Source organism: Micromonospora sp. WMMD998 (genome assembly GCF_029581235.1).
Taxonomy (GTDB): domain Bacteria; phylum Actinomycetota; class Actinomycetes; order Mycobacteriales; family Micromonosporaceae; genus Micromonospora.
In genome coordinates, this window is record NZ_CP120740.1 from 5,201,725 (window position 1) to 5,228,367 (window position 26,643).

Sequence of the window (26,643 nt, forward strand, 5' to 3'; positions counted from 1 at the left end):
ACTGAGAAGGGCCCCCGGCAGCGCGCCGGGGGCCCTTCGTCACGCCGTGGGTCAGCGCACCATGCTGCCGACGACCGGCTTGGTGAGCAGCGCCGACTGGTTGCGCTGGATGCCCGGGTCGAGGGTCTTCGCCACGAAGATCGCGTGCCAGATGCAGAAGATCAGCACGGTCCACACCTTGCGGGAGTGGTCGGCCTCCTCCCGCTTGTGCTCGTCGAGCAGCCGCAGCGCGTACGACAGGTCGACCAGGTCACCGGCGCCCGAGGTGGACAGCACGTGCCGGGCCCACTCGTACATCTCGCCACGCAGCCACACCCGGGTCGGGGTCGGGAAGCCCAGCTTCTTGCGGTTGACGATGGCCGGCGGCACCACGCCCTGCAACGCCTGGCGCATGGCGTACTTGGTGGCCTCGGAGCGGGGCGGCAGCTTCAGGTCGACCGGGATGCCGGCGGCGACGTTGAACACCTCCCGGTCGAGGAACGGCACCCGGACCTCCAGCGAGTGCGCCATCGAGATCCGGTCCGCCTTGACCAGGATGTCGCCGCGCAACCAGGTGTAGAGGTCGACGTACTGCATCTTGGTGACGTCGTCCAGCTCGGCGCACTCGGCGTAGATCGGCGCGGTCACGTCGGTGTAGCGCACCGAGGGGTCGTAACGGCGCAGCAGGTGCTGCTTCTCCTCCTCGGTGAACATCCGGGCGTTGCCGTAGTAGCGCTGCTCGATCGGGGTGGTGCCGCGCTCCAGGAAACTCTTGCCCTTGACCCCCTGCGGGATGGCCTTGGAGACGGCCCGCAGGCCCTTCTGCACGCCGTCCGGCAGCCCGTTGACCGAGCTGAGCGACAGCGGCTCCCGGTAGATCGTGTAACCGCCGAAGAACTCGTCCGCGCCCTCGCCGGAGAGGACCACGGTGACGTGCTCGGCGGCCTTCTTCGCCACGAAGTAGAGCGGCACCAGGGCCGGGTCGGCGACCGGGTCGTCCAGGTGCCAGACGATCTTCGGCAGCGCCTCGATCATGTCCTGCGGACCGATCTTGGTCGGGATGGTGGTCACGTCGAGGTGCCGGGCCGACTCCTGGGCCACGTCGATCTCGGAGTAGCCGGGCACGTCGTAGCCGACGGTGAAGGTGAGGATGTTCGGGTTGAACTCGCGCGCGAGGGCCACCACGGCGGTCGAGTCGATGCCGCTGGACAGGAACGAGCCGACCGGCACGTCCGAGCGCATGTGCATCCGGACGCTCTCCCGCAGCGTCTCCCGGATCTCGTGGTAGAGCTTCTGCTCGTCGGAGACCGACGCCGGGCGGAACACCGGCCGGTACCAGCGGCGTACGTCGATCCGGCCGTCCGGGCTCCAGGTCAGGTACTCCCCCGACCCGATCCGGCTGATGCCCTTGTGCAGCGTGCCCGGCTCCGGGACGTACTGGAGGGTCAGGTAGTGGCTCAGGTTGGCGGTGTCGATCCCCGCGTCGCCCTGGTAGGCGGAGTGCGCGAACGGCAGCAGCGCCTTCTTCTCCGAGGCGAGATAGAGACCGTCCTGCGTCTGGAGGTAGTGCAGCGGCTTGATGCCGAAGTAGTCCCGGGCGCCGAAGGCCCGCCGCTCCTGCCGGTCCCAGATCACGAACGCGAACATGCCGCGCAGCTTGGTGAGCACCTGCTCACCCCAGTAGTGGTAGCCGGCGACGATCACCTCGCCGTCGCCGTTGGTGGCGAACTGGGCGCCGAAGTCGCGGATCAGCTCGTCGCGCAGCTCGATGTAGTTGTAGATCTCGCCGTTGAAGGTGAGCAGGTAGCGCCCGCCCGCGTACGGCAGGGGCTCGTGGCTGAGCGCCACGTCGATGATCGCCAACCGCTTGTGCGCGAACACGCCGTCCGCGTACCGGCCGGAGGCGTCGCCGACCACCTCGACCCCGGTCTCGTCCGGGCCACGGTGGTGCAGGCACTCCAGTGCGCCGGCGATGTGGTCGCGGTGGGCGGCGGCGTCGCCGCGCGCGCTGAAGAAGGCCAGGAGTCCGCACATGGGGGCCATCTTTCCACGCGCCGGAAGCCACCGTCGCGGCACCGCAGGCACTCCCCGCCGTCGTGCGCGCGGTACCGTCGGGACCAGCGACGAGGCTCAGGGAGGGGCGGGATCATGGCCGAGGATCAGGCGCGGCAGGGCAAGCCGGCGGACGGCACGGAGTCGCACGACCCCGACTTCCCGGAGGCGTTCCTGTCGTTCATGCGGCAGGGCTGGCGGGACACCGAGCTGTCGGTCACCCCCCGCCCGGAGGTGCCCAACCACGCCAAGCGGCGGGCCGCGCTGTCCGCGCTGTTCCCGGACGAGACGCTCGTCATCCCCACGGGCAACGAGAAGGTACGCGCCAACGACACCGAGCACCGGTTCCGGCCGGGCAGCGACTTCGCGTACCTGACCGGGGACCACGCGCCGGACAGCGTGCTCGTGCTGCGCCCGGGCGGCGAGGCCACACTCTTCATGCGGCCCCGGTCGTCCCGGGCCACCGACGAGTTCTTCCGCAGCCGCCACGGCGAGCTGTGGGTGGGTCGCCGGCCGACGCTGCGCGAGACGTCGACCGAGCTGGGCCTGCCGACGGCCGACCTGAGCGAGCTGGACGCGGCGCTGGCCGGGCTGGCCCCGGCACGGACCCGGGTGCTGCGCGGCTTCGACGCCCGGGTGGACGCCGCGGTGCGCCGCTACGACGGGCCGCGCGCCGAGGACCAGCCGCCCCGAGACCGGGAGCTGGCCATCGCGATCTCCGAGCTGAAGCTGGTCAAGGACGAGTGGGAGATCGCGCAGCTCCAGGAGGCGTGCGACGCCACGGTGCGCGGCTTCGAGGACGTGGCCCGGGCGCTGCCGGCCGACCGGGTGATCTCGGAGCGGCTGCTGGAGGGGCTGTTCGCGCTGCGGGCCCGGCACGACGGCAACGACGTCGGCTACGGCTCGATCGTCGGGGCCGGCGAGCACGCGACGGTCCTGCACTGGGTGCACAACCACGGCGTCACCCGTCCGGGTGACCTGCTGCTCATGGACATGGGTGTGGAGAACCGCAACCTCTACACCGCCGACGTCACCCGGGTGCTGCCGGTCGACGGCCGGTTCACCCCGCTCCAGCGTCAGGTCTACGACGCGGTCCACGCCGCCCAGCAGGCCGGCATCGACATGTGCAAGCCGGGGGTGGGCTTCCGCGACGTCCACCTGGCCTCGATGCGGGTGCTCGCCGAGGCGCTCAAGGACCTCGGGCTGCTGCCGGTGAGCGTGGACGAGGCGATGGATCCGGCCTCCACGGTCTACCGTCGCTGGACGCTGCACGGCACCAGCCACATGCTCGGCATCGACGTGCACGACTGCGCCAACGCGCGGAAGGAAAACTACCGCGAGGGCTCGCTGGGTGAGGGCTACGTGCTGACCGTCGAGCCCGGGCTCTACTTCCAGCCGGAGGACGAGCTGGTCCCCGAGGAGCTGCGGGGCATCGGTGTCCGGATCGAGGACGACATCCTGGTCACCGCCGACGGCCCGGTGAACCTCTCGGCCGGGTTGCCGCGCCGCTCGGACGAGGTGGAGACCTGGCTGGCCGAGCAGCGTGAGGCCGGCCCCCGCCTCCCCGGCTGACCCACCCCCGCCCCGCCCGCTGCCACGGAGATCTTGGAAGCAAATGGCCCTCATAGGGGCCATTTCCCACCAAGGTCTTCGCTTGTCTTGAATTCCGGAACACTGATCCCGTAATGCGGGACGGCAGTCGACTCTTGGCGCATGCCGGGGTGGGGTCTTCTGGACCTTATGTGGGGGTTTTTCGGATAAGCGTCCCTCGCGAAGATCTCTCTTTTACGGTGCACATCGGAGGCCGCGTCGTTTGCGGCTTCTCGTGCGGCCCGTGGCCGTATGACCGTTTGAGACGGATCGAAGGGCGGAACGCGCGCATGTCCGACGACGTGACGACTCCCGACGACGGGGCACCGATGGTGCCGCCGCGGACGAGCAGGCGGCGAGGGCTCTGGGTAGCCACCGGCGTGGCCGGGCTGACCGGCATCGTCGGCCTGGCGGCGCTGGGCGGGCTCGCCGCCCGCCACGACAGGGCCGGCGACCCGGAGCGGGTGGCGGACAACCGGGCGACCGCGCCACCGAACGCCGGCGACGACTCCCCCGAGGACGGCCGGACGAGCGAGGACGGCGCCGGCCACGACCCGAAGGGCGAGGACCTCTCCGACGCCGGCCCGGGTCGGGACGACGCCCACGGTCGGGAAGGCCCGGAGTGGGGCGCCCGGGGCGGCGCGGAGGATCACGACGACGTCCGCGAGGTGCCCTGCGACGACGACGCCCTGGTCGACGCGATCGAACTGGCCAACCGCGACCACGGCGGCACACTGAAGCTCGCCGAGAAGTGCACCTACGAACTCGACGTCAAGGACCGCAAGATCGGCGGCGCCCTGCCCGAGATCAAGCAGGACGTCACCATCAAGGGCAACGGCTCCACCATCACCCGCGACGCCGAAGACTCCTTCCGGATCTTCCGCGTCGTCGACGGCGGCGCCCTCACCCTCAAGGACCTCACCATCTCCGGCGGCAACGCCTCCGAGGTCACGGACCCGGGCGGATCGGTGCGGTCGACCCCGGCGGGCGGCGGCGGAAAGCGGTACGAGGGTGACGGCGGCGCGCTGCTGGTCGAGCGCGGCGGCAAGGCCCGCCTCGCGCAGGTGACGCTCGCCGGCAACAACGCCGGAGGTGACGGCGGCGCGGTGGCGAACTTCGGCCGCGTGTGGCTGGAGGACAGCAGGGTCGTCAACAACCACGCCCGGGGCGACGGCGGCGGCGTGTTCAACCGCGGCATCCTCAAGGTCGAGGAGACCAAGGTCGACGACAACACCGCAGGCGGCAACGGCGGCGGCATCGCCAACGGCAGCGGCGGACGTCGCACCGGTGTCGGGCAGGTCGCCGGCACCGTGGAGATCACCGGGGGCTGGGCGGGCAAGGACACCTCGCCGAGCACCCTCAGCCGCAACCGTGCCGGGCGCGACGGTGGCGGGCTGTTCAGCGGCGGCGGGTACGTCACCGTCTCCTTCACCGCGATCACCGGCAACACCGCCTGCGAGAACGGCGGCGGCATCGACGCGGAGAACACCGATCTCGACGTCGGAAAGGTCATCATCGCCGGCAACCACGCCGGCCACGACGGCGGCGGCATGGACACCGGCGAGGGCTTCGCCACCGTCGCCGACAGCGTCATCGTCGACAACACCGCCAACCGCTTCGGCGGCGGCATCTACAACGGCCAGTGGCTCATCAAGATCGAAGACGGCTTCCTCACCCGCCCGCAGGACGAAGACGACAACGCCGCCCTCACCCTGCGCAACACCGTCATCAAGGGCAACACCGCCCTCAACGGCGGCGGCATCTTCAACAACAAAGCGAAGATCACCCTGACCAAGACCCACGTCACCGAGAACACCGCCACCGACACCGCAAAGCTCCACCGCGTCGCCGGCGGCATCCTCAACCACGAAGGACACGTCACGCTCGACGACGAATCCCTCATCAGCAATAACGACCCCACCAACTGCGCCAACACCGTCGAGGACTGCTTCAACTGACCCGACGACCCCGGCGAGCCCTCCTTCCGCCGACCCCGGGCGGGAGGAGGGCTCCCACTTCGGGGCACGGTGTGCCCGGCCGGGGCATCCCGCCCCCGCTGCGCCGGCCGGACCCACCCGCACCCTTATGCGGGTTTTTTTCGTATATGGCCACGAGGCGAAGAACGTTCTCATAAGTTCGTTCTCAGCAGCTACAACCGATTTGTAGCGAAGGCCGCCTCGCTGTGGCGAAGCGACCTTGTCAGGTACAAGGAGAGGGCAGAGAGCTCCGATGTCCAACTACCTTCGCAACAACGATGACGCCACCACTCGCGAGACCGTCTCCCCCTTCCGGCGTCGCCGGCTCTGGCTCGCCACGGGCGTTGTGGGACTGACCGGAGCGGTCAGCCTCGCCGGCGTGGCGTACGCGACCACCGGGGCGACCGGTCCACACCGGCTCGCCGACGTGAAGTGGTCGACCGCGCAGCAGCTCAACGACGGCGACCACGACGCCGAGGCCACCGAGGACGAGCACGGCAAGGGCGAGTACGGCGAGGACGAACACGGCAAGGACGGCAAGGAGGGCCGGGACGAGGGCGAGTGGGGCCGGGGCCACGGCGAGTGGGGCCCCGAGGGCGACCACGGCAAGGCCCGCGAGGTGCCCTGCGACGACGACGCCCTGGTCGACGCGATCGAACTGGCCAACCGCGACCACGGCGGCACACTGAAGCTCGCCGAGAAGTGCACCTACGAACTCGACGTCAAGGACCGCAAGATCGGCGGCGCCCTGCCCGAGATCAAGCAGGACGTCACCATCAAGGGCAACGGCTCCACCATCACCCGCGACGCCGAAGACTCCTTCCGGATCTTCCGCGTCGTCGACGGCGGCGCCCTCACCCTCAAGGACCTCACCATCTCCGGCGGCAACGCCTCCGAGTTCAAGTACCTGGGAGAGCCCGAGATGGTGGCGCCCGCCGTGGCGAACGGCACGGCTGCCCTGCCGGCCCCCGCCGCCCCGGCCCAGCCGGCGGTCGCGGGCGCGGCGGCCACCACCGCGGCCCGGTCCGCCACCGCACCCGTGCTTGCCACACCCGCCGCTCCGGCAGCCGTGAAGGCCGCTCCGGTCGCGGCGCAGGCCACCACGGCGACGGCCACCGCGGCGCAGGCCACCACGGCGACGGCCACCACGGCCAAGGCCACCACGGCGACGGCGGCGACGACAGTGACGACGGCTGCCGTCGAGAAGCGGGAGGGCGACGGTGACGGCGGCGCGCTGCTGGTCGAGCGCGGCGGCAGCGCCCACCTGTCAAACGTCAAGCTCACCGACAACAGCGCCGAGCACAACGGCGGCGCGGTGGCGAACTTCGGCCGCGTGTGGCTGGAGGAGAGCAAGGTCGTCAACAACCACGCCCAGGGCGACGGCGGCGGCGTGTTCAACCGCGGCATCCTCAAGGTCGAGGAGACCAAGGTCGACGACAACACCGCGGGCGGCAACGGCGGCGGCATCGCCAACGGCAGCGGCCTCTCCGGCAAGCACGGCGCCGACGCCTCGAAGCTGAAGAGCTACGTCCCGACCGGCAAGCACGACGAGGCCGGCACGGTCGAGATCATCGGTTCCGACCACGGCAAGGACGGCGGCAAGGACGGCGAGAAGTCCTCGCTGTCGAACAACCACGCCGGCAAGAACGGCGGCGGGTTGTTCAGCAGCGGCGGGTACGTCACCGTCTCCTTCACCCACATCACCGGCAACACCGCCTGCGAGAACGGCGGCGGCATCTACGCCGAGAACACCGACCTCGACGTCGACCACGCCGTCATCGCCAAGAACCACGCCGACGGCGACGGCGGTGGCGTGGTCACCACCGGCGGCAAGCACTGGGGCTACCCGAACACCAAGGACGAGGGCAGCGCCACCATCGCCGACAGCGTCATCGTCGACAACACCGCCAACCGCTTCGGCGGCGGCATCTACAACGGCCAGTGGCTCATCAAGATCGAAGACGGCTTCCTCACCCGCCCGCAGGACGAAGACGACAACGCCGCCCTCACCCTGCGCAACACCGTCATCAAGGGCAACACCGCCCTCAACGGCGGCGGCATCTTCAACAACAAAGCGAAGATCACCCTGACCAAGACCCACGTCACCGAGAACACCGCCACCGACACCGCAAAGCTCCACCGCGTCGCCGGCGGCATCCTCAACCACGAAGGACACGTCACGCTCGACGACGAATCCCTCATCAGCAACAACGACCCCACCAACTGCGCCAACACCGTCGAGGACTGCTTCAACTGACCCGACGACCCCGGGGTACGCACCGGCCCCCTGCCACGGACGTGGCAGGGGGCCGGTGTCGTCGCGCGGTCAGCTCTGGACGAAGACCGCCACGCTGCGCGCCGGCACGGTGAACGTGCCGCCCGCCCGGTCGAACGAGGCCGTCCGCAGCGCCGGGTCGGCCGAGTCGCGCAGCACCGGGTGCAGCGCCACGTTCGCCCCGCGCAGGCCGGCGACCGTCTGCGTCGCCGTCTCCGGGGTGGCGTTGAAGACGACGGTCACCGACTTCCACGTCCCGCCCAGACCCCGGGCGTCCAGGGTCATGGTGAGTACGCCGGGGGTCTCCGTCGCCCCGGACAGCGGGAACGCGACCCGTTTCTGCACCTCCCGAGCGGTGGGCAGCCCGAACACCGGCGAGGACCGGCGGATCCGCAGCAGTTCCGCGTACCGGGCGTCGGTCAGGTCGATCGCCGCGCAGTCCGGCACCAGCGCCGGGTCGGCGAGCAGCGGCTTCGCGTACGGCCACTTGTCCTTGTTGTCCGGCTCCGGTGGCAGTCCGGCACCGAACCCGTTGCCCTGGGCGCAGTCCCAGCGGATCTGGTTGAACCAGTCGCCGGAGTTGAACGAGTTGCGGTCCAGCGACTTCGAGCGCAGCCGCTCCGAGCCGGCGGTCACGAAGCCGGCGCCCTGCCCGAGCGCGGTGGTCGCCAGCGCGAGCACCTGCATCCGGGCCCGGTCCTGCGCCGAGGTGCCCGCCGGCAGCTTGTACGCCAGCGCGTCGTACAGGATCTCGTTGTCGTGCGCGTCGACGTACGTGACCGCCTCGCCCGGCGCGGCGGTGTAGCCGGCCGGCGCGCCGTTGTAGTCGACCTGGGCACCGGTGACCCGCCTGCCGGAGGAGTCGGTGAACCGGTAGTCGCGCAGGTTGCCGGTGAGCCCCACCTTGATCAGGTCGTGGGAGTGCAGCAGCCGGGCCTTCTGCTCGGCCGCCGAGCCGTTGACCTCGTCGCCGTTCGGGTCGGTGAAGAGGCCGGAGGCGAAGCCCTGCACCCGGGGATTGGCGTCGAAGGGTCCGCCGCCGCGCACCGCGTCGCGGAGCCGGTCGTTGAACGTGCCGATGCCGGTGCCGGCCATGTTGGCCTGGGTGGCCTGCACGAACCGGGCGTCGTCGGCGACCTCGCCGAAGTTCCAGCCCTCGCCGTAGAGCAGGATCTTCCGGCCGTCCACGCCGTCGCGGGCGGGCGTGAGCTTGTCGAGCGCGGCCCGCACGGCCAGGATGTTCGCCTTCGGGTGGTGGCCCATCAGGTCGAACCGGAAGCCGTCCACCTTGTACGCCGTGGCCCAGGTGACGAGCGAGTCCACCACGAGCTTGCCCATCATGGCGTGTTCCGGGGCGGTGTTGGCGCAGCACGTCGAGTTGGCGATGGTGCCGTCGTCCAGCAGCCGGTGGTAGTAGCCCGGCACCACCTGGTCGAGCACCGACTTTCCGTCGGTACCGGCGGCCGAGGTGTGGTTGTAGACCACGTCCATGACCACCCGCATGCCGGCCTGGTTGATCCCGGCGACCATCTGCCGGAACTCGGTGGTGCGCTTCGCGCCGTTCGGGTCGACCGCGTAACCGCCCTCCGGCACGGTGTAGTGCAGCGGGTCGTACCCCCAGTTGTAGCCGTCGGTGTCGGCGACCGCCGCGACGCACGCCTGCTGCTGGTCGGAGTCCGGCGGCAGCGTCGCCAGGTCACAGTCGGGCTGGGCCTGGTCGGCCCGCCGCTCCGGGATGGTGGCGAAGTCGAACGCCGGCAGCAGGTGCAGGTAGTTGACCCCGGCGTCGCCGAGCGCCCGCAGGTGCCTCATCCCGGCGGTGTCCGGATTGGTGAAGGCGAGGTAGGTGCCCCGCTTCTCCGCCGGCACGGTGCTGTCGGCGATCGAGAAGTCGCGTACCGACAGCTCGGAGATCTGCGCCTTCGCCGCCGCCACGGGCGTCGGCTTGCGCAGCTTCGCCCAGCCGGCCGGCGCGAGCGCCGGGTCGGTCAGGTCGACGATCTGGCTGTGCGTCGAGTTCGGCGCAAGCGCCACCGAGTAGGGGTCGGTCACCGACGCGGTGACCACCTTCTGCGCCGCCGGCTGCCAGGCTTCGACCTGGTAGCGGTAGTAACGGCCGGTCCACGCCTTCGTGCCGCGCACCGACCAGACACCGGTGCGGTCGTTGCGGGTCATCGCCACCGTGCTCGGCTGCGCGGTGGGCGAGTCGAACAGTTGCAGCGACACCGTCCGCGCGGTCGGCGCCCACACGGAGAGGGTGGGCACGCGGCCGGCGAACGTCGGGCCGAGCTTCGCCGAGGTGGCCGCCGCGTACACGTCGTCGAGCACGCCCGGGATCTGCACTCCGGTGGCGCGCAGCAGCGCGCCACCGGCGTCCCGTTCGGTCACCACGAGTTGCCCGCGCAGCGCCGCCGGCACCTTGGCCAGGTCGGCGCGGTCAAGCGCGAAGGCGCGATGGGCCCAGAGCTGGGGGTACGCCTGCCGTTGCGGCTCGGTCAGCCCGTTGCGCCGCGCCCGCAGCGGGAGCGTGGTGTACGTGCCGGTCAACTCCCCGTCGGTGACGCCGATCCCGCCGGCCGGGGCGGCGACCAGCGCGTACTTCTTGCCGTCGGTCGGCCCGGTGGCCCAGGCGACGGTGGACCTGTCGATCCACTGCGCCTTCTGCTTGGTGAGGTCGACGTCGGTGGCGGCGCCGGTGGCGGCGGCCGGCAGCAGCCGGCCCGGGACGCCGGCGAGCAGCCACACCTCGTGCCCGACGCCGGTCAGGTCGAGCCGCTGGTCGTCCGGCTGATCCTTCTCGTCGCCGCGGTGGATGATGTAGCTCAGCCCGGTCGCGCCGGCGGCCAGGGGCACCCGGAACACCGCGCCGTAGGCGTCGATCTTCTCCGGCTTCAGCGGGGCGGCCCAGTCGGTCGGGTTGGCCGCGCCGTCCCACAGGTGCAGGCCCCAGCCGTCGTAGTCGCCGTCGGCCTTGCGCCAGTGGATGACCGCGGTGTCCTCGTCGACGGGTGGGTCCGGCTCGCCGGTGGCCGCCTCGCGGGTCGGGTAGAGCGCCGGATCGCCCTGCTTGACCCAGACCTCGCCGGCCTGCGTCACGTCGATGGTGCGGTCGTTCGCCACGTCCTTGGTGCCGTCGGAGTCGACCACCAGGAAGCCGACCGACGTCGCGCCGGGCTTGAGCTTCACCCAGGCGAACCGGCCGTACGAGTCCTCGCCGGCGAACGGCTGCCCCTTCGGCCACTCGGTGGCGTACGCCGGGTCGATGTCGCCCCAGGCGTAGAGCCCCCAGTCGGCGTACCCGCCGGCCGGACGCTGGTAGTGCACGATGGCCCAGTCCCGCGACGCGCCCTGCGCCGGGGTGCCGACCGTGCCGGTGGCGCGGGCGGTGGCGGTGCGTCCCCGGCCGTCGCGGACCACCGCCTTGTATTCGACCTCGGTGCCGCCGGCCAGGCCGGTCAGGTCGTGGTGGACGGTGTACGGGGCCCGGTGTGCGCTGCCCAGCAGCGTCCACTTTCCGCCGGGTACCCGCGCGGCGAACGTGACGGAGGCGAGCGGGTCGCCGGTGACCTGGGCGGTGATCGCGGTGGTCGTGGCGACCGGGTCGGCGCCCGGCTCGGTGAGCGTGACGCGGGGAGCCGCGCCGGCGGCCGGGATGGTCCGGTCGGCCTTGAGCACCACCGCCGACATGGCCGGTACGGTGATGCTCAGCTTGCCGTCGGCGCCGGCCGTCGCGGTCGCGGCGTCGCCGTAGATGCCGGTGAAGCGGGTGTCGGCCGACCAGGTGTCCACGGTGACAGTCTGCGGGGTCGGCGCGTTGTTCACCGCCGCGACGTGTTCCACCCGTTCGGCGGGCAGGACGCGGGAGAACGCGAACACGCCCGGGCCGTCGGCCGCGTACCGGGTGACCTGGACGCCGTCGCGCAGCGCGGGGTGCGCCGCTCGCAGCTTGCCCAGCTCGGCGATGGTCCGGTAGAGCGGGTGCCGGGTGTCGTACTGGTCGACGGCGTGGGTGCGGGTGGTGCCGATCAGGTCGTCGTCGAGGTAGTCCGCGGTCCGCGAGGCGAACATGTCCTGGCGGGCGTCCTTGTCCCCGCCGGGGCCGGTGAAGCCCTGCTCGTCGCCGGAGTAGACCACCGGCTGGCCGCGGGTGAGGAACATGAGCTGGTGGGCGAGCTGGTCGCGGCGCAGTTGGGTGGCGTCGTCACCGCCGGCCGCGGCGATGAACGAGCCGATCCGGCCCATGTCGTGGTTGCCGAGGAACGTGGTGAGCCGGTTCGCGTCGGTGTCCCGCGCCGCGTACAGGTCGTCCTTGGCGTAGACGTCGGCGAGCGCCTTGGCCGAGCCGTCGGCGGCGGTGTAGCCGCGCGCCGCCTCCTGGAACGAGAAGTCGAGCGTGGCGGGCAGGCCGCCCTGCCGCACGTAGGTCGACTCGATCGCCTGGTCGGCGCTGTAGACCTCGCCGAACATGAAGAAGTCCTTCTTGCCGGCCTTGGCCGCGGCGGCGTCGATGCCCCGGGTGAACTGCGGCCAGAAGTCGAGGTTGGCGTGCTTGACCGTGTCGAGCCGGAAGCCGTCGACGCCGGCCTTGCCGATCCACTGGCCGTAGATGTCGGTCATGCCCCGGACCACCTCGGGACGTTCGGTCCACAGGTCGTCCAGGCCGAAGAAGTCGCCGTACTCGCTGTTCTCCCCGGCGAAGGTGGAGTCACCGCGGTTGTGGTACATGGTCGGGTCGTTGAGCCACGCCGGGACCTTGACCTTCGCGTCGGCCGGGCTGGCGAACGTCGGGGTGTACGGGAACGACTGCGCGTTCACCGCCGGGAACCTGCGCGTGCCGTCGGCGTAGTTGCGGTCCTCGAACGCCCGCCCCTGCGCGTCGGTGTAGGGCGCGGTCTTCTTGTCCACGTAGCCGTACCTGTCCTCCGCGTAGCGGATGATGTCGGCCGTGTGGTTGACGATGATGTCGAGGTAGACCTTGATGCCGCGCCGGTGCGCGAGGTCCACCAGCTTCGTCAGCTCGGCGTTCGTGCCGAAGTGCGGGTCGACCTGGGTGAAGTCGGTGATCCAGTAGCCGTGGTAGCCGGCCGAGACGTCCGCGCCGGTGCCCTGCACGGGCCGGTTCTTGAAGATCGGGGCGAGCCAGATGGCGGTGGTGCCCATCCCCTGGATGTAGTCCATCTTGTCGATGACGCCCTTGAGGTCACCGCCGTGGTAGAAGCCCTTGTCCGTCGGGTCGAGGCCGGTGGTGAGCCGGTCGCCGCGCAGGCCGCCGGTGTCGTTGCGCCTGTCGCCGTTGGCGAAGCGGTCCGGCAGCACGAAGTAGAACTGTTCCGCCTTCGCGGTGCGGGTCCCGGCCTTGAGCAGCGTCTCGGCGGACGGCTCCCGGCTCCACTGGGGCGCGTTGCCGGCCGCCAGGACGTCGGGGGTGGCGGCGCGGTCGGAGCCGGCGGCGTTCACCTGGTGGAGGGCCACCGGGACGCCGACGAGGGTGAGGACGAGGGCGGAGACCAGGGCGAGCAACGCCTTGGGGGATATCGGCGTCGGTTTCATCGACGGCCTTTCTCTGGTCGCTGATTCGCCCGCACGCTAGCCCTTGCCGAAAGATTCTGCAATGCCTTGCAAACGTCGTCGTAACACGGCAGTCATCTTGCAAACGCGCGCCCGGGTGCCCCTGGCCGGCGGGCGGAGCGACTCAGAGACCGGCGCAGGTCACCCCGTCGACCGTGCAACTGTCCGGACGGGTGGTGCCGGTCTGCTCGAAGTGGAACCGCACCGGCACCGACGCGCCCGCGCCCAGGTCGACCCCGCTGCGGTAGGTGAACACCCGGCCGTCGAAGCCGAACGGGCCCTGCTCGGCGCCCTCCACCCACGCGGTGACCAACCGGCCGCGCGGAAACGTCAGCCGCACCGTCCAGCCGTGCGCCGACCGGCCGGCGTTGACAAGCAGCACCTCGCCGATGAAGCCGCCGTCGAAGGTGTTCACCACGCCGTACCGGCCGGTCACCGCGGACCGCGGGGCCGGCGGCGGAGGCGACGGAGGCGCGGACGGAGCCGGTCGGACGTCACCGCGCGGGCTGCCGGTCGACGCGGCCGGCGTCGGCCGGGCGGGCAGCACCGTCGACCGGGGCGACAACCCGGGCGCCACCGGACGCGACGCCGCGCCCGGCGCCCCACCGGTCACCGATGGACCGGTCGCCGACGCGACCGGGAGACCCGGCAACGACATGGCCGGGTCCGTCGGCCCCTGCGTCGGGAACGTCCGCCGCCCGCGCACCGAGCCGAGCGCCACCACCAGCAGCACCACCATCACGACCACCCCGATGGCGACCAGGACCCAGGGGGACGAGGTGACGGCGGAGGCGGGCGACGGGGCGGCGCGACGCGAGCGGGACATGTTCCTCCTGTCGGCGGGCGAGGAACGCCCGGCTGCCCTCCCCCGTTGGCGGACCGCGCCAGCCTAGCCAGAAGGACCGGTCTGCGGCGACTGTCCGATCCGCGGCCCTGCCGCGCGGCGCAGCCACCTGATACGTTGCACGCCGATCGATGACCACAGTGGCTCGTGCAGCGGCAGGACGGGTGGCCAATGACTGAGTGGCAGGGCAACATCCGGCGTGCGTCCACAGCGGACCACGCCGTCGTGACCGGCATCCTCGCCGAGGCGTTCATGCGCGACCCGGTGAGCGGCTGGATCTTCCCGGCGGACGACCACCGGGCGCGGGTCCACCCCGCCTTCTTCGGGCCGTTCGTCGCGCTGGCGCTGCGCACCGGGGAGGTGCATGTGGCCGGCGACGGGCTGGGCGCCACGCTCTGGCTGCCGGTCGACGGCGACCACGACGGCGACGAGGGCGACGAGCTGGCCGAGTTGGAGTCCGCGATCGGCGCGGAGGCGATGAAACGGTTCGCCGTGCTCGACGAGTTGATGGCCGCGAACCACCCCGGCGAGCCGCACTGGTACCTACCGTTCATCGCGGTGCGCCCCGAGCACCACGGCACCGGCGTCGGCTCGGCGCTGCTGCGCGACAGGTTGACCGATTTGGATCAGTCAGGGACGGCCGCGTACCTGGAGGCCAGCACGCCCCGCAACGCCGCGTTGTACGAGCGGCTCGGCTTCCGGCGCCGCCCCGTCACGCTCGACCTGCCCGGTGGCCCCAGCCTCTACCCGATGTGGCGCGAACCCGCCTGAGCGTGCCCGTCCCGCCCCGGTCCGCCGGGGCGGGACCGCCTCAGCGGCGTACCGTCGTGGTGCTGACGTCGAGCGCGCCCACCACCGCGGCGAGCAACCCGTCGAGCTGCGCCGGCAGGAACCGGCGACAGTCCCGCATCCGGCCGCCGACCTGCGGGTCGAAGATGTGCGCGGCCAGCCCGACCGCCTCGGCGAGACTCGCCAGCAGCAGCGTGCCCGGGTCCAGCTCGGCCGGGGACGAGTGCATCAGCATGGCGGTCAACCGGACCCGCGGCGAGGCCGCCTGGTTCGGGTCGATCGCCGGCCACCGCACCTGACGGCCGATCAGCTTGCCCTGCTCCCGGCGGAGGACACCGGCGGTGACCAGCCGGGTGCCGACCCGCTCGTTGATGTTGAGCTGGCTTCGCAGGTAGCGGATCCACAGCCGGGCGGGATGCGCGCCCTCCCGGCGCAGGATCTCGGTGATCAGCAGGTCGGTCAGCGGCTCCTGCCAGAGCCGCGGGTCGACCGCGGCGATGCCGCCACCGTCGAGGGCGATCCGGCCCTCGAACATCAGCTCGGCGAGCGCGGCGCCGGCCAGCCCGCACTCCAACCGGTCGACGGCGACGTGCGGCTTTCCGCTGAACTCGTCATGTCCGATGAGGAACAGCGCATCGGCGAGCCGGTACGTGGCTTGTGCCCCGGGGTAGGTCATGGTCCATCCTCGAACGGTGGCCGTGATCGTCGACACGGGACGGTACGGCATGACCACGCACAGCTCAATTCCGGTCTGACACGCGCATCCCAATCGATATCGAAGTGGGGTTGTCACGATCCGTGATCACCAATAGCCTGCTTCAGGCTGTTCCTCAATAGACACCTCAAACCCCCTTCCCCTCCCCCTGGAGAAGCCTTGTCCTCCGATCCGTTCTTCTCCGACGGTGGGCTGCGCCGTGGCCGTCTCGGCACCGCCCACCTCGTCTTCTTCACCGTCGCCGCGTCGGCCCCGCTGACCGTCCTCGGTGGTGGTGTCACCACCATGTACGCGGTCAGCGGCAACATCGGCGCAGCGCTCGGCTATGTGCTGCTCGCGGCCGTCCTCGCCGTGTTCGCCACCGGCTACGCCGCGATGAGCCGGCACGTCGCGAACGCCGGCGCGTTCTACGCGTACATCGCCAACGGCCTCGGTCGAGCCGGCGGGGTGGCCGGCTCGGCGGTCGCCCTGGCCGCCTACAACGCGATCCAGATCGGTCTTTACGGGCTGTTCGGCGCGATCATGAAGGACTTCATGACGGCCAAGGCCGGGCTCACCCTCGACTGGTGGGTCTGGGCGCTCCTGGCCTGGGTCTTCATCGGCCTGCTCGGCGTGCTGCGGATCGACCTGAACGCCAGCGTGCTCGCGGTGCTGCTCGTCCTCGAGTGCGTGGCGGTGCTGATCTTCGACCTGGTCGCGTTCGCCCACCCGGACGGCGGCAGCGTCACCACCGCCGGGATCACCCCCGACCACCTGTTCGGGGCCGGGTTCGGGGCCGTGCTCGCGTTCACCATCGCCTCGTTCACCGGCTTCGAGAGCGGTGCCATCTACAGCGAGGAGGTCAAGGACCCGCGGCGCACCGTGGCCCGGGCCACCTACATCGCGGTCGCGTTCACCGGCCTGTTCTACGCCTTCTCCGCCTGGGCGCTCACCGTGCTGACCGGGCCGGAGAACGCGCCGCAGGCAAGCGCCGAGGCGGGCCCGGGCTTGATCTTCGGCGCCCTCGACCAGTACTCCGGCGCCGTCGTCGCGGACATCGCGAACGTCCTGTTCATCACCAGCGTGCTGGCCGCCCTGCTGTCGTTCCACAACGGCGTGGCCCGCTACCTGTTCGCGCTCGGCCGGGAGAACGTCCTGCCCCGCGTCCTCGGCGCGACGTCCAGCCGCAGCGGCGCCCCGATCGCCGGCTCGGTGGTGCAGAGCATCCTGGCCGTGATCGTCTTCCTGGGGTTCGCGATGACCGGCCGCGACCCGGTCATCGACCTGTTCACCTGGCTGTCCGGCGCCGCCGCGGTCGGCGTCGTCCTGCTGATGACGCTCACCTCGGCCGCCGTCGTCGGCTTCTTCCGGGGTCGCGGCGGCCCGGAGTCGGCCTGGCAGCGGGCGATCGCGCCGACGCTCGGCACGATCCTGCTCACCGCCGTGCTGCTGGTGCTGCTGTTCAACTTCGACGCGCTCCTCGCGCCGGACACCGCCAGCTATCTGAAGTGGCTGCTGCCGGCGATCCCGGTGGTCGCCGGTGTGCTCGGCCTGATCTGGGGCGCGGTGCTGCGGACCAGCCGGCCGGACACCTACCGCCGGATCGGCCAGCTCGACGAGGAGGGCCTGCACGAGCCCGGCCTCCACTCGGCCCCCGAGCCCGACCGCTGGGCCGCCAGCCACCGCTGAGCATGTAAGGCGGGGCCCCTTCTTAACGCATTCGGTAGAGGAGGGGCCCCTTCTTAACACCGTCAGGCGGTGCGGATGACGGTGCAGATGGCGGGGCCCTCGTCGGTCGCCCGCAGCAGATAGCGGTAACGCTCTCCGGGCACCGCGCCGCCCTGGCTGTCCAGGAACTCCCACCGCACCGCCACCTCGGTGAGCAGGGCGGACACCTGCTGCACGTCCTCGATCTGCGCGTTGGCGGCGACCAACTCCCGCTCCTGGTAGTCGGGGGCGGCGCCGACGAAGCTGAGCGCCACCGCCGCCGGCGAGGTGAACGAGAAGCTGTACGTGTCCGCGACGACCAGCCCGGGCAGCGCGTAGCAGCCGGCGATCGCCGGCACGTCGGCCGTGGTCAGCGCCACGCCGTACCGGTCGAAGAAGTCGGTGAGCGTCTCGAGGTCGGTGGAAGCCATCACGACGATCACCTTTACCGGCCCGCCACCGAGGCAAACCTGGTCACCGGGGCGGGATGCGCACCTCGATCTCCGCGCCGAGTCGCGCACCGCCGGTCAGCGCCAGGCCGTCGCCGCTCCAGAACCGGCCCGGGTCATACCAGTTGGGCCGTCGTCCGGCCGGCAGCAGCCCCATCGCCTCGTAGGTCACCGCCACCACCTCCGCGCAGTACGCCGTCTCCAGCGCCCGGTCACGCACCGGCGTCCCGCCGTGCCGCGGCCGGCCGGCGCCGGCCCGGTCGGCGTCCGGCGTCCCTCCACCGTCCGGCGTTCTTCCACTGTCCGGCGTTCTTCCGCCGTCCGGCGTTCTCCCGCCGTCCGGCCCGGATCCGCGTCGGCGCGGGTGCGGCACCCGGCCCCGGGCCCAGCGCCAGGCGAGCTGCGCGGTGGACGGGAACGGCGTGCCGTCGAGACGTGCCACGGTACGCAGCACCGCCTCCTCCATGGTGGCGTCGGCGGGCGGTTCGAGCTGGCGCAGCCAGCCGCGCTGGCCGTACCGGTTGGCCCACACGCAGACGGCGTCGCGCAGGTCGTGCAGTTGCACGCCGCGCTGGCGGGTGCCGGTCCACATGTCCGTCAGCGAGCGGCCCAACTCGGCGTGCCACATCAACGGCGGCATGTCGTCCAGCACCACCGCCATGCCCACGTGGTTGACCGGGCTGTTGGTGGTGAGCTGGATCGCGCGGTCGGGCACGCTGCGCCCGCGGAACACCCACAGGTCGCCGGTGCGGGTCAGCTCCACGGCCTCGTCCAGGCTGATGCTCATGGAGGACTACCCTAAGCCGATGCGGCAACGGATGCGGTGGTGGAAGGTGCTCGGCCTGGCCGGTCTCGCCGGCGTGGCGGCGACCGGCGTGGTGGTGGCCCGGGCGGAACGGCAGCGCCGGTCCTACACCCCGGAGGAGATCCGGGACCGGCTACGCGAGCGGCACGCCAAGGCTTCGCCCTCCTGAGTGGAGGGTTCAGGGGGCAGCGCGCGCTGCCCTAAGATCGGCGTCATGGCAAATAGCTTCTGGGAGACACAGTTTGTGCTCGATCCGGCACCCGCGCCGATCGAGCGACACGGTGACGTCGACCTGCACCTGCCGCACGGCGACGGCGGCCACCCCGCGATCGTGGTGGTGCACGGCGTTCCCGGACCACCGCACGCACCCGACGCCCGGGACTGGCCGCTCTACCGCGGCTACGGCGCGCTGCTCGCCGGAGGCGGCGCGGTCGTCGCCATCCCCCGGCTCACCGTGGCGAGCCCCGACGACCTGACCGTGGTCGCCGCCCGGGTCGCCGACACGGCCGACCTCGTCCGCGCCGACCCGCGCGTCGACCCCGAACGGGTGGCCCTCTGGTTCTTCTCCGGCGCCGGCCTGCTGATCGGCGACTGGCTACGCGATCCGCCCCGCTGGCTACGCGGGCTCGCCGCGACGTACCCCCTGCTGGCGCCGTTGCCCGGGTGGCCCCCGGTCGACCCGCGTTTCCATCCGCTCGACGCCCTCGCCACGGGCGGGACCGACCTGCCGCCGCTCGTGCTGAGCCGGGTCGGACGGGAACGGCCCGAGGTCACCCCCGGCGTCGCGGCGTTCACGGCTGCCGCCGGCCGGCGTGGCCTGCCGTTGCACGTGGTCGACGTGCCGAACGGGCAGCACGGGTTCGACGCCCTGGACCACAGCGAGGAGTCCCGCGCCGCCGTACGCGCCGCCCGCGACGCCCTGCTCCACCTGCTCACCACCCCCGACGGCCCTTGATCGACTCCATGTCGCCGAGGTGGCGGTGTCCCGGTCCTTAACCCCCGCCACTTCGGCGTTCTGAGGTCGAGCACCCAGCGTCGCTCGCACTCCGGAATCCGTATCCCGCCAACCGGGGCGGGCGGAGGTCGGCGGTCGGCGGTCGGCCGGGGATTTGGGTGCGGTTGTGGTTGCCAGGGCGACGACAACTGCACCCAAAGGTGAAGGACCCGGCGTGGGCTCGCGCGTGCATGGGCCCCAAAGGGGACATCCGGGCGTGAAGGTCCGACAGCCCTCGGCAGGCGTGGGGAGGATCGATGTCATCGACTGCCCGAATGGGCGGTATGGGTGGGTGGACGGGTTCCGTTGTCTTCGCTTTCGGGCGGTTCGGGGGTGGTGGGTGCCACCGCCAGCGCGGAATCGGTGCCGGGGGTCAGGCGTTATACCCGGCAGACCGCGTGGAGCCCGGCCCCCGCCGAGGCAGCCCCGGTCGCAATGACCGGCCACCGGCCGTCGTTACCCATACCCTCGGGCCGCCCGAGCAGGTCCCCCGATCGCCGGGCCCGCCCACAGTCTTCCCCCGCACGCGGCACCACCGCGTCATCCCCCACCCCCCTTTGGGAGGCACCCGTCATGGCTACCACCCTGCTGCGTAAGACCGTGCTCACCGCCGCCGGTATCGCCGCCACCACCGGCGGCATCGCCGCACCCGCCATCGCCGCCCACGCCACCCCCGCCCACACCACCACCGTGGTCGCCGACCGTAAGAACGGCGAGCGGGAACTCCACGTGCGCTACGAAGCCCAACCCAACTTCTACTACTGCGGCCCCGCCGCCGCCCGCAACGCCATCAGCGTCCTCGGCAAGAACATCGACGTCGACACCATGGCCAAGGAAATGGGCACCACCGAGAACGGCACCAACAGCATCAACGACATCACCCCCGTCCTGAACAAGGAAACCGGCAAAACCTACCGGTCCGTCGAAATCAAGACGCCCAAGGCCGACGACAAGCAGACCGACACCCTACGCACCGACATCGTCCGCACCGTCGACGACGGCCGCGCGGTCGTGGCCAACATCGCCGGCACCACCACCGACACCGACGGCAACCCCCACGCCTTCGAAGGCGGCCACTACATCAGCATCGTCGGCTACCAGAACAACGGCCACACCGTCACCATCGCCGACAGCGCCAACCCGAACACCGCCTCCTACCACATCACCGTCGACCACCTCGCCGACTGGATCGCCACCCGCGGCTACTCGACCTCCTGACCCACCACCAACGCCACAAGGGCCCGACCCCACGCGGGGTCGGGCCCTTCAGCGTTCCGACGCCCCGACCGGCTCGGCCCTGTCCGGCGCCTCGACCGGGGGCAGCCGCCGCGCGCGGCGGCGCAGCCACCATGTGCTGACCAGGCCGGCGAGCACGGCGAGCACCAGCCCGGCCCAGGAGATGTCCTTGAGCCAGTGCTCGGCGGCCCGCCCGACGTAGAACAGCAGGTACGTCGTGCCGAACGCCCAGACCAGGCCGCCGGCCGCGTTCGCCACCAGGAACCTGCGGTACGGCACGTGCAGCGCCCCCGCCAGCGGGCCGGCGAGGATGCGCAGCAGTGCGACGAACCGCCCGAAGAAGACTGCCCACACGCCGTGGCGGGCGAAGCTCTGCTCGGCGCGGGCCAGGTGCGCCGGGCCGAGGTGCTTGGGGAAGCGGCGGCCCAGCCGTTGCAGCAGCGGTCGGCCACCGCGGCGGCCCACGGCGTACCCGATGGAGTCGCCGACGATCGCGCCGGCCGCGGCGGCGGCGGCCACCCACTCGGGCTGGACGACTCCGGTGGCGGCGAGCAGCGCGGAGCTGACCAGCACGATCTCGCCGGGCAGCGGAACACCCATGCTCTCGACGCCGATCACCCCGGCGACGATCAGATAGATCACGCCCGGGGGTAGCGCGGAGAGCCAGTGCTGCACGTCGACCACCCCCCGACCCTACCCGCGCAAGCTCAGCCCGCGGGGGCCGTCACCGTCCAGGTCGGTGCGGAGCGGCGCCGGGTGGGCCTTGCGAGCAGGACGTGGTGGATCATGGTGGTGTCTCGTCGTCCCGGAGCGTGGCACGAGGTTGCGTGAATAGCAAGACGGACGTACGGTTTTGTAGATGCCGACGCAGGTAAGTGTCGCCTAAGCACGGCGGCGCCCCCGCCGGTGCGACAAACTGCTCAGGACTACTCACGGTCGCTGGTGTGAAGGAGTACGACGTGGCGAGCCTCGACACCTTCGGTGCGAAGACCCAGCTACGCGTCGGAGACGCGAGCTACGAGATTTTCAAGATCGGAAAGGTGGAGGGGCACGAACGGCTGCCCTACAGCCTCAAGATCCTGCTGGAGAACCTGCTGCGGACCGAGGACGGCGCGAACATCACCGCCGACCACATCCGGCAGCTCGGCGGGTGGGACCCCACCGCCGACCCGAGCGTGGAGATCCAGTTCACCCCGGCCCGGGTGCTGATGCAGGACTTCACCGGCGTGCCCTGCGTCGTCGACCTGGCGACCATGCGTGAGGCCGTGCGCGACCTCGGCGGCGACGCCACCAAGGTCAACCCGCTCGCGCCGGCCGAGCTGGTCATCGACCACTCGGTCATCGCCGACCTGTTCGGCCGCGAGGACGCCTTCGAGCGCAACGTCGAGCTGGAGTACGAGCGCAACAAGGAGCGCTACCAGTTCCTGCGCTGGGGCCAGAGCGCGTTCAACGAGTTCAAGGTCGTCCCGCCGGGCACCGGCATCGTGCACCAGGTCAACATCGAGTACCTGGCCCGTACGATCATGGAGCGCAACGGCCAGGCGTACCCGGACACCGTCGTCGGCACCGACTCGCACACCACCATGGTCAACGGCCTGGGCGTGCTGGGTTGGGGCGTCGGCGGCATCGAGGCCGAGGCCGCGATGCTCGGCCAGCCGGTCAGCATGCTGATCCCGCGGGTGGTCGGCTTCAAGCTCTCCGGCGAGATGCCGGCCGGCACCACCGCCACCGACCTGGTGCTGACCATCACCGAGATGCTGCGCAAGCACGGCGTGGTCGGCAAGTTCGTCGAGTTCTACGGCCCCGGCGTGAGCGCGGTGCCGCTGGCCAACCGCGCCACCATCGGCAACATGTCCCCGGAGTACGGCTCCACCGTGGCGATCTTCCCGATCGACGCCGAGACCGTGCGCTACCTGGAGCTGACCGGGCGCGACCCGCAGCAGGTGGCGCTGGTCGAGGCGTACGCCAAGGAGCAGGGCCTCTGGCACGACCCGGACCACGAGCCGGACTACTCCGAGCGCCTGGAGCTGGACCTGGGCACCATCGAACCGTCCCTGGCCGGCCCGAAGCGCCCGCAGGACCGGGTCCCGCTCGGCAGCGCCAAGACGCTGTTCCGCTCCGCGCTCACCGACTACGTGGCCGCCGACGAGACCGGCGGCGACCCGGCCCGCAAGCCGGGCGTGCCGCAGCAGCAGAAGCCGTTCGGCACCGACGGCCCGGCCGACGAGGCGAGCGCCGAGTCGTTCCCGGCCAGCGACGCCCCGGCCAACGGGGTGAACGACCCGGCGGACGCGCCGCGCGACCTGGAGACCGCCGCGGTGGGCGCGGGCGGCCGGGCCAGCAACCCGGTCCGGGTGACCAGCGCCGACGGCGTCGAGTACGAGCTGGACCACGGCGCGGTGGTGATCGCCGCGATCACCTCCTGCACCAACACCTCGAACCCGCAGGTGATGATCGGCGCGGCGCTGCTCGCCCGCAACGCGGTGGAGAAGGGCCTGGCCCGCAAGCCGTGGGTGAAGACCACCCTCGCCCCGGGCTCGAAGGTCGTCATGGACTACTACGACCGGTCCGGCCTCACGCCCTACCTGGAGAAGCTCGGCTTCAACCTGGTCGGCTACGGCTGCACCACCTGCATCGGCAACTCCGGCCCGCTGCCGGAGGAGGTCTCCGCCGCCGTGAACGACGGCGACCTGGCGGTCGTCTCGGTGCTCTCCGGCAACCGCAACTTCGAGGGCCGGATCAACCCGGACGTCAAGATGAACTACCTGGCGTCCCCGCCGCTGGTGGTCGCGTACGCGCTGGCCGGCACGATGGACATCGACCTGGCCAACGAGCCGATCGGTGAGGACTCGCAGGGCAACCCGGTGTTCCTGCGGGAGATCTGGCCCAACACCGCCGAGATCCAGGACGTCATCGCCTCCGCGATCGGCGCGACCGGCTTCAGCGCCGCGTACGCCGACGTGTTCGCCGGCGACGAGCGCTGGCAGTCGCTGCCGACCCCGACCGGCGACACGTTCTCCTGGGACGGCGACTCCACGTACGTGCGCAAGCCCCCGTACTTCGAGGGCATGCAGCAGGAGCCGACCCCGGTGCAGGACATCGCCGACGCGCGGGTGCTGGCGAAGCTGGGCGACTCGGTGACCACCGACCACATCTCCCCGGCCGGCTCGATCAAGGCGGACTCCCCCGCCGGCACCTACCTGGCCGAGCACGGCGTGGCCCGGCACGAGTTCAACTCGTACGGCTCCCGCCGGGGCAACCACGAGGTGATGATCCGGGGCACGTTCGCCAACATCCGGCTGCGCAACCAGCTCGTCCCGGGGGTGGAGGGCGGCTACACGGTCAACCACCTGACCGGCGAGCAGTCGTCGATCTACGACGCCTCGATGGCCTACCAGGAGGCGGGCGTCCCGCTGGTCATCCTGGCCGGCAAGGAGTACGGCTCGGGTTCGTCGCGTGACTGGGCGGCCAAGGGCACCATGCTGCTCGGGGTGAAGGCGGTCATCGCCGAGTCGTACGAGCGGATCCACCGCTCGAACCTGATCGGCATGGGTGTCCTGCCGCTCCAGTTCCCGGTGGACACCACCGCGGAGTCGCTGGGCCTGACCGGCACGGAGACGTTCTCGATCAGCGGTGTGACCGCGCTGAACGACGGCGACACGCCGCGCACGGTGACCGTCACCACCGACACCGGCGTGGAGTTCGACGCGGTGGTCCGCATCGACACTCCCGGTGAGGCGGACTACTACCGGCACGGCGGCATCCTCCAGTACGTGCTGCGCCGGATGATCGCGAGCTGATCGGCTGCTGCTGTTAGGCGGGGGCCCTTCTTAACACACGTGTGTTAAGAAGGGCCCCCGCCTTACATCTCAGCGGAGGCGGAGGGCTACGGCGCGCGCCTCGGCGTCGGTCAGCGGCATGAACCACAGGAAGCGCCGCACGATCGCGACCGGGTCCGGTCCGCCGGGCTGCCCGCGCAGGTCGCGGATGGCCTGGCGGGTGATCCGGGAGAACTCGGGGATCAGCGTCGCGCGCCGGGCCGCGTCGGTGGGCATGGCCCGCAGCGGCGGGCACGGCCAGGGCTCGCCGCAGCAGTCGCAGCGCCAGGCCGGACCGCACGCCCGGTGCGCGGGCAGCGGCAGCACCACCCGGGGGTACGCCGATCTCGGTGTCGGGTCAGTCATTCCTCCACCGTGCCGACGGTGGCCACACAATCACACAGCGTTGTGTAATCTCCTTCGGACGCTTCTTTTGCTCCGGGGAGGAACCGGCATGAACCATGCCTTCGTCACCGCGCTTGCCGGCTCGGGCCACACCGCCGAGAGCCTGGCGGAACGGCTCGGCCTGCACCCGAAGACGGTGGCCCGCTGGGCGAACCCGGGGCACATTCCGCAGAGCCGGCACCGTGCGACCGTCGCGAACCTGCTCGGCCTGCCGATGGAGGCGCTCTGGCCGGACGCGGGCCGCCGCCGCGAGCCGGTGTGGTTCCGCCCGTGGGTGGACATCGAACGCGAGGCGGTCGCCCTGCGCGCCTTCCAACTCGCCTGGGTGCCCGGCCTGTTGCAGACCGAGGCGTACGCCCGCGCCACGTTCCTCGGCCAGCCGCTCACCGCCGACGAGGTCACCGATCTGGTCGCCGCGCGGCTGGACCGGCAGGGCATCCTCAACCGGCAACGCGGGCCGCTGTACGTGGTAGTGCTCGACGAGCAGGTGCTGCGTCGCGCCGCCGCCGGCGACCGGGCGCTGATGGCCGCCCAGGTCGCCCACCTGGCCGCCTGCGCCGAGCTGCCGAACGTGCAGCTCCACGTGGTCCCCGCCGACACGCCCACCTATCCCGGGCTGGACGGTCCGTTCGTCATCGCCGAGCTGCGCGACGGCAGCCGGGTGGCGCATGTGGACAGCCAGGCGCAGGCGCAGATCATCGAGCAGCCCTCGGAGATTGCTACCCTGGAGCGTCGGTGGGAACGCATCCGGGGCGAGGCACTGCCCCGCGCGCGGACCCTGGAACTGTTGAGGGAAGTTGCGGCGGCATGGGCCTGAGCGGCGGCATTGACGTGAGCGGCGGCATCGGCCTGAGCGGCGCCCGGTGGCGCAAGAGCACCCGCAGCGGTGGCAACGGTGGCGACTGCGTCGAGGTCGCCGGCAACCTGCCCGGCGTGGTCGGCGTCCGCGACTCGAAGGATCCGGCCGGGCCGGTGCTCACCTTCACCCCGGCCGCGTGGACCCGGTTCGTGACGCTGACCCGCTCCTGAGCCGCCATCCCCCGCGGCTCGGCCCGGTCACGTGTCGGCGTGCTCCACCACGGCCTTGAGCCGGGCCAGGTCGCCCTCGACCAGCGCGGTGTCCCGCGCGAACTCCGCGTCGCTCATGCCCGGGCTCCGACGCAGGCTGAACACCACCTCGGTGCCGTCGCCGTCGGCGATGGCGCGCAACGGCACGTACACCGTCTCGCCGGACGGCGTCCGCACCTCGTGGTCGAGCACGCCGTAGTCGTTCGCCGGCGCGAACGTCAGCCGGGCCCGACCCTCGGACGTCTCCACGAACCAGTCGCCGCCCTCGCGCGTCACCGACCCGCCCAGGCCGGGCGCCCAGCGGGGCAGGTTGGCCGGGTCGGACGCGAACGCGTAGACCGTCGCGACCGGACGGTCGATGTGCACGCTGAGGTGCCGGGACTCGGTAGCCACG

20 protein-coding genes are annotated in these 26,643 nt (G+C 71.4%); 11 read left to right on the forward strand and 9 right to left on the reverse strand.

Going from position 1 to position 26,643, the window contains the following annotated elements; genetic code table 11:
- Nucleotides 1–51 precede the first annotated feature (51 nt).
- Entirely contained in the window at nucleotides 52–2,013 is a 1,962-nt protein-coding gene (gene asnB / locus O7619_RS23410; RefSeq protein WP_282283448.1) for an asparagine synthase (glutamine-hydrolyzing), read from the reverse strand.
- A 114-nt stretch (nucleotides 2,014–2,127) separates the two neighbouring features.
- Between asnB and O7619_RS23415 the strand changes: the two genes are divergently transcribed.
- The 3 genes from O7619_RS23415 (at nucleotide 2,128) to O7619_RS23425 (ending at nucleotide 7,854) form a co-directional block, all read left to right on the forward strand.
- On the forward strand, nucleotides 2,128–3,603 hold the full coding sequence (locus O7619_RS23415) for an aminopeptidase P family protein (protein WP_282283449.1): 1,476 nt from the start codon (nucleotides 2,128–2,130) through the stop codon (nucleotides 3,601–3,603).
- A 308-nt stretch (nucleotides 3,604–3,911) separates the two neighbouring features.
- Complete coding sequence (locus O7619_RS23420; protein ID WP_282283450.1) at nucleotides 3,912–5,579, forward strand: hypothetical protein; 1,668 nt, start codon at nucleotides 3,912–3,914, stop codon at nucleotides 5,577–5,579.
- A gap of 271 nt (nucleotides 5,580–5,850) precedes the next feature.
- A complete protein-coding gene (locus O7619_RS23425; protein WP_282283451.1) occupies nucleotides 5,851–7,854 on the forward strand; it encodes a hypothetical protein in 2,004 nt (667 codons plus the stop codon).
- A 69-nt stretch (nucleotides 7,855–7,923) separates the two neighbouring features.
- Here O7619_RS23425 and pulA read toward each other — a convergent pair whose 3' ends face one another.
- Entirely contained in the window at nucleotides 7,924–13,422 is a 5,499-nt protein-coding gene (gene pulA / locus O7619_RS23430) for a pullulanase-type alpha-1,6-glucosidase (protein ID WP_282283452.1), read from the reverse strand.
- A 142-nt stretch (nucleotides 13,423–13,564) separates the two neighbouring features.
- Nucleotides 13,565–14,266, reverse strand: a complete 702-nt coding sequence (locus tag O7619_RS23435; protein ID WP_282283453.1) for a cellulose binding domain-containing protein — start codon at nucleotides 14,264–14,266, stop codon at nucleotides 13,565–13,567.
- A 189-nt stretch (nucleotides 14,267–14,455) separates the two neighbouring features.
- On the opposite strand from O7619_RS23435, the gene O7619_RS23440 reads away from it, so the two are divergent.
- The gene (locus tag O7619_RS23440; protein ID WP_282283454.1) at nucleotides 14,456–15,055 is read left to right on the forward strand and encodes a GNAT family N-acetyltransferase; all 600 of its coding nucleotides are present in this window, start codon (nucleotides 14,456–14,458) and stop codon (nucleotides 15,053–15,055) included.
- Between the two features lie 40 nt (nucleotides 15,056–15,095).
- On the opposite strand, the gene O7619_RS23445 is transcribed toward O7619_RS23440, so the two are convergent.
- Complete coding sequence (locus O7619_RS23445) at nucleotides 15,096–15,749, reverse strand: GPP34 family phosphoprotein (RefSeq protein WP_282283455.1); 654 nt, start codon at nucleotides 15,747–15,749, stop codon at nucleotides 15,096–15,098.
- A 198-nt stretch (nucleotides 15,750–15,947) separates the two neighbouring features.
- Here O7619_RS23445 and O7619_RS23450 point away from each other — a divergent pair, with 198 nt between their 5' ends.
- Nucleotides 15,948–17,456, forward strand: a complete 1,509-nt coding sequence (locus O7619_RS23450; protein ID WP_282283457.1) for an APC family permease — start codon at nucleotides 15,948–15,950, stop codon at nucleotides 17,454–17,456.
- A gap of 62 nt (nucleotides 17,457–17,518) precedes the next feature.
- On the opposite strand, the gene O7619_RS23455 is transcribed toward O7619_RS23450, so the two are convergent.
- Nucleotides 17,519–17,908: a hypothetical protein gene (locus O7619_RS23455; RefSeq protein ID WP_282283459.1), complete on the reverse strand. Its 390-nt coding sequence runs from the start codon at nucleotides 17,906–17,908 to the stop codon at nucleotides 17,519–17,521.
- Between the two features lie 40 nt (nucleotides 17,909–17,948).
- Nucleotides 17,949–18,710 carry a hypothetical protein gene (locus O7619_RS23460; RefSeq protein ID WP_282283462.1) on the reverse strand — a complete coding sequence of 254 codons (762 nt, stop codon included), beginning with the start codon at nucleotides 18,708–18,710 and terminating at the stop codon, nucleotides 17,949–17,951.
- Here O7619_RS23460 and O7619_RS23465 point away from each other — a divergent pair.
- The 3 genes from O7619_RS23465 (at nucleotide 18,709) to O7619_RS23475 (ending at nucleotide 20,940) form a co-directional block, all read left to right on the forward strand.
- Entirely contained in the window at nucleotides 18,709–18,897 is a 189-nt protein-coding gene (locus O7619_RS23465; protein ID WP_282283463.1) for a hypothetical protein, read from the forward strand. The two genes, O7619_RS23460 and O7619_RS23465, sit on opposite strands and share 2 nt — an antisense overlap.
- 45 nt (nucleotides 18,898–18,942) lie before the next feature.
- Complete coding sequence (locus tag O7619_RS23470) at nucleotides 18,943–19,683, forward strand: hypothetical protein (RefSeq protein WP_282283465.1); 741 nt, start codon at nucleotides 18,943–18,945, stop codon at nucleotides 19,681–19,683.
- Between the two features lie 612 nt (nucleotides 19,684–20,295).
- Nucleotides 20,296–20,940, forward strand: coding sequence for a C39 family peptidase (locus O7619_RS23475; protein WP_282283467.1), 645 nt, complete (start codon nucleotides 20,296–20,298; stop codon nucleotides 20,938–20,940).
- A gap of 48 nt (nucleotides 20,941–20,988) precedes the next feature.
- On the opposite strand, the gene O7619_RS23480 is transcribed toward O7619_RS23475, so the two are convergent.
- Nucleotides 20,989–21,642: a DedA family protein gene (locus tag O7619_RS23480; RefSeq protein WP_282283468.1), complete on the reverse strand. Its 654-nt coding sequence runs from the start codon at nucleotides 21,640–21,642 to the stop codon at nucleotides 20,989–20,991.
- 260 nt (nucleotides 21,643–21,902) lie between these two features.
- Here O7619_RS23480 and O7619_RS23485 point away from each other — a divergent pair, with 260 nt between their 5' ends.
- Nucleotides 21,903–24,758, forward strand: coding sequence for an aconitate hydratase (locus O7619_RS23485; RefSeq protein WP_282283470.1), 2,856 nt, complete (start codon nucleotides 21,903–21,905; stop codon nucleotides 24,756–24,758).
- 69 nt (nucleotides 24,759–24,827) lie between these two features.
- On the opposite strand, the gene O7619_RS23490 is transcribed toward O7619_RS23485, so the two are convergent.
- Entirely contained in the window at nucleotides 24,828–25,142 is a 315-nt protein-coding gene (locus O7619_RS23490; RefSeq protein ID WP_282283471.1) for a hypothetical protein, read from the reverse strand.
- 88 nt (nucleotides 25,143–25,230) lie between these two features.
- Between O7619_RS23490 and O7619_RS23495 the strand changes: the two genes are divergently transcribed.
- Nucleotides 25,231–25,998, forward strand: coding sequence for a DUF5753 domain-containing protein (locus tag O7619_RS23495; protein ID WP_282283472.1), 768 nt, complete (start codon nucleotides 25,231–25,233; stop codon nucleotides 25,996–25,998).
- Nucleotides 25,999–26,024: 26 nt separating this feature from the next.
- Nucleotides 26,025–26,210: a DUF397 domain-containing protein gene (locus O7619_RS23500; protein ID WP_282288916.1), complete on the forward strand. Its 186-nt coding sequence runs from the start codon at nucleotides 26,025–26,027 to the stop codon at nucleotides 26,208–26,210.
- Between the two features lie 27 nt (nucleotides 26,211–26,237).
- Here the strand turns inward: O7619_RS23500 and O7619_RS23505 are convergent, their stop codons facing one another.
- Complete coding sequence (locus tag O7619_RS23505) at nucleotides 26,238–26,642, reverse strand: SRPBCC family protein (protein ID WP_282283473.1); 405 nt, start codon at nucleotides 26,640–26,642, stop codon at nucleotides 26,238–26,240.
- Between the last annotated feature and the right edge of the window lies 1 nt (nucleotide 26,643).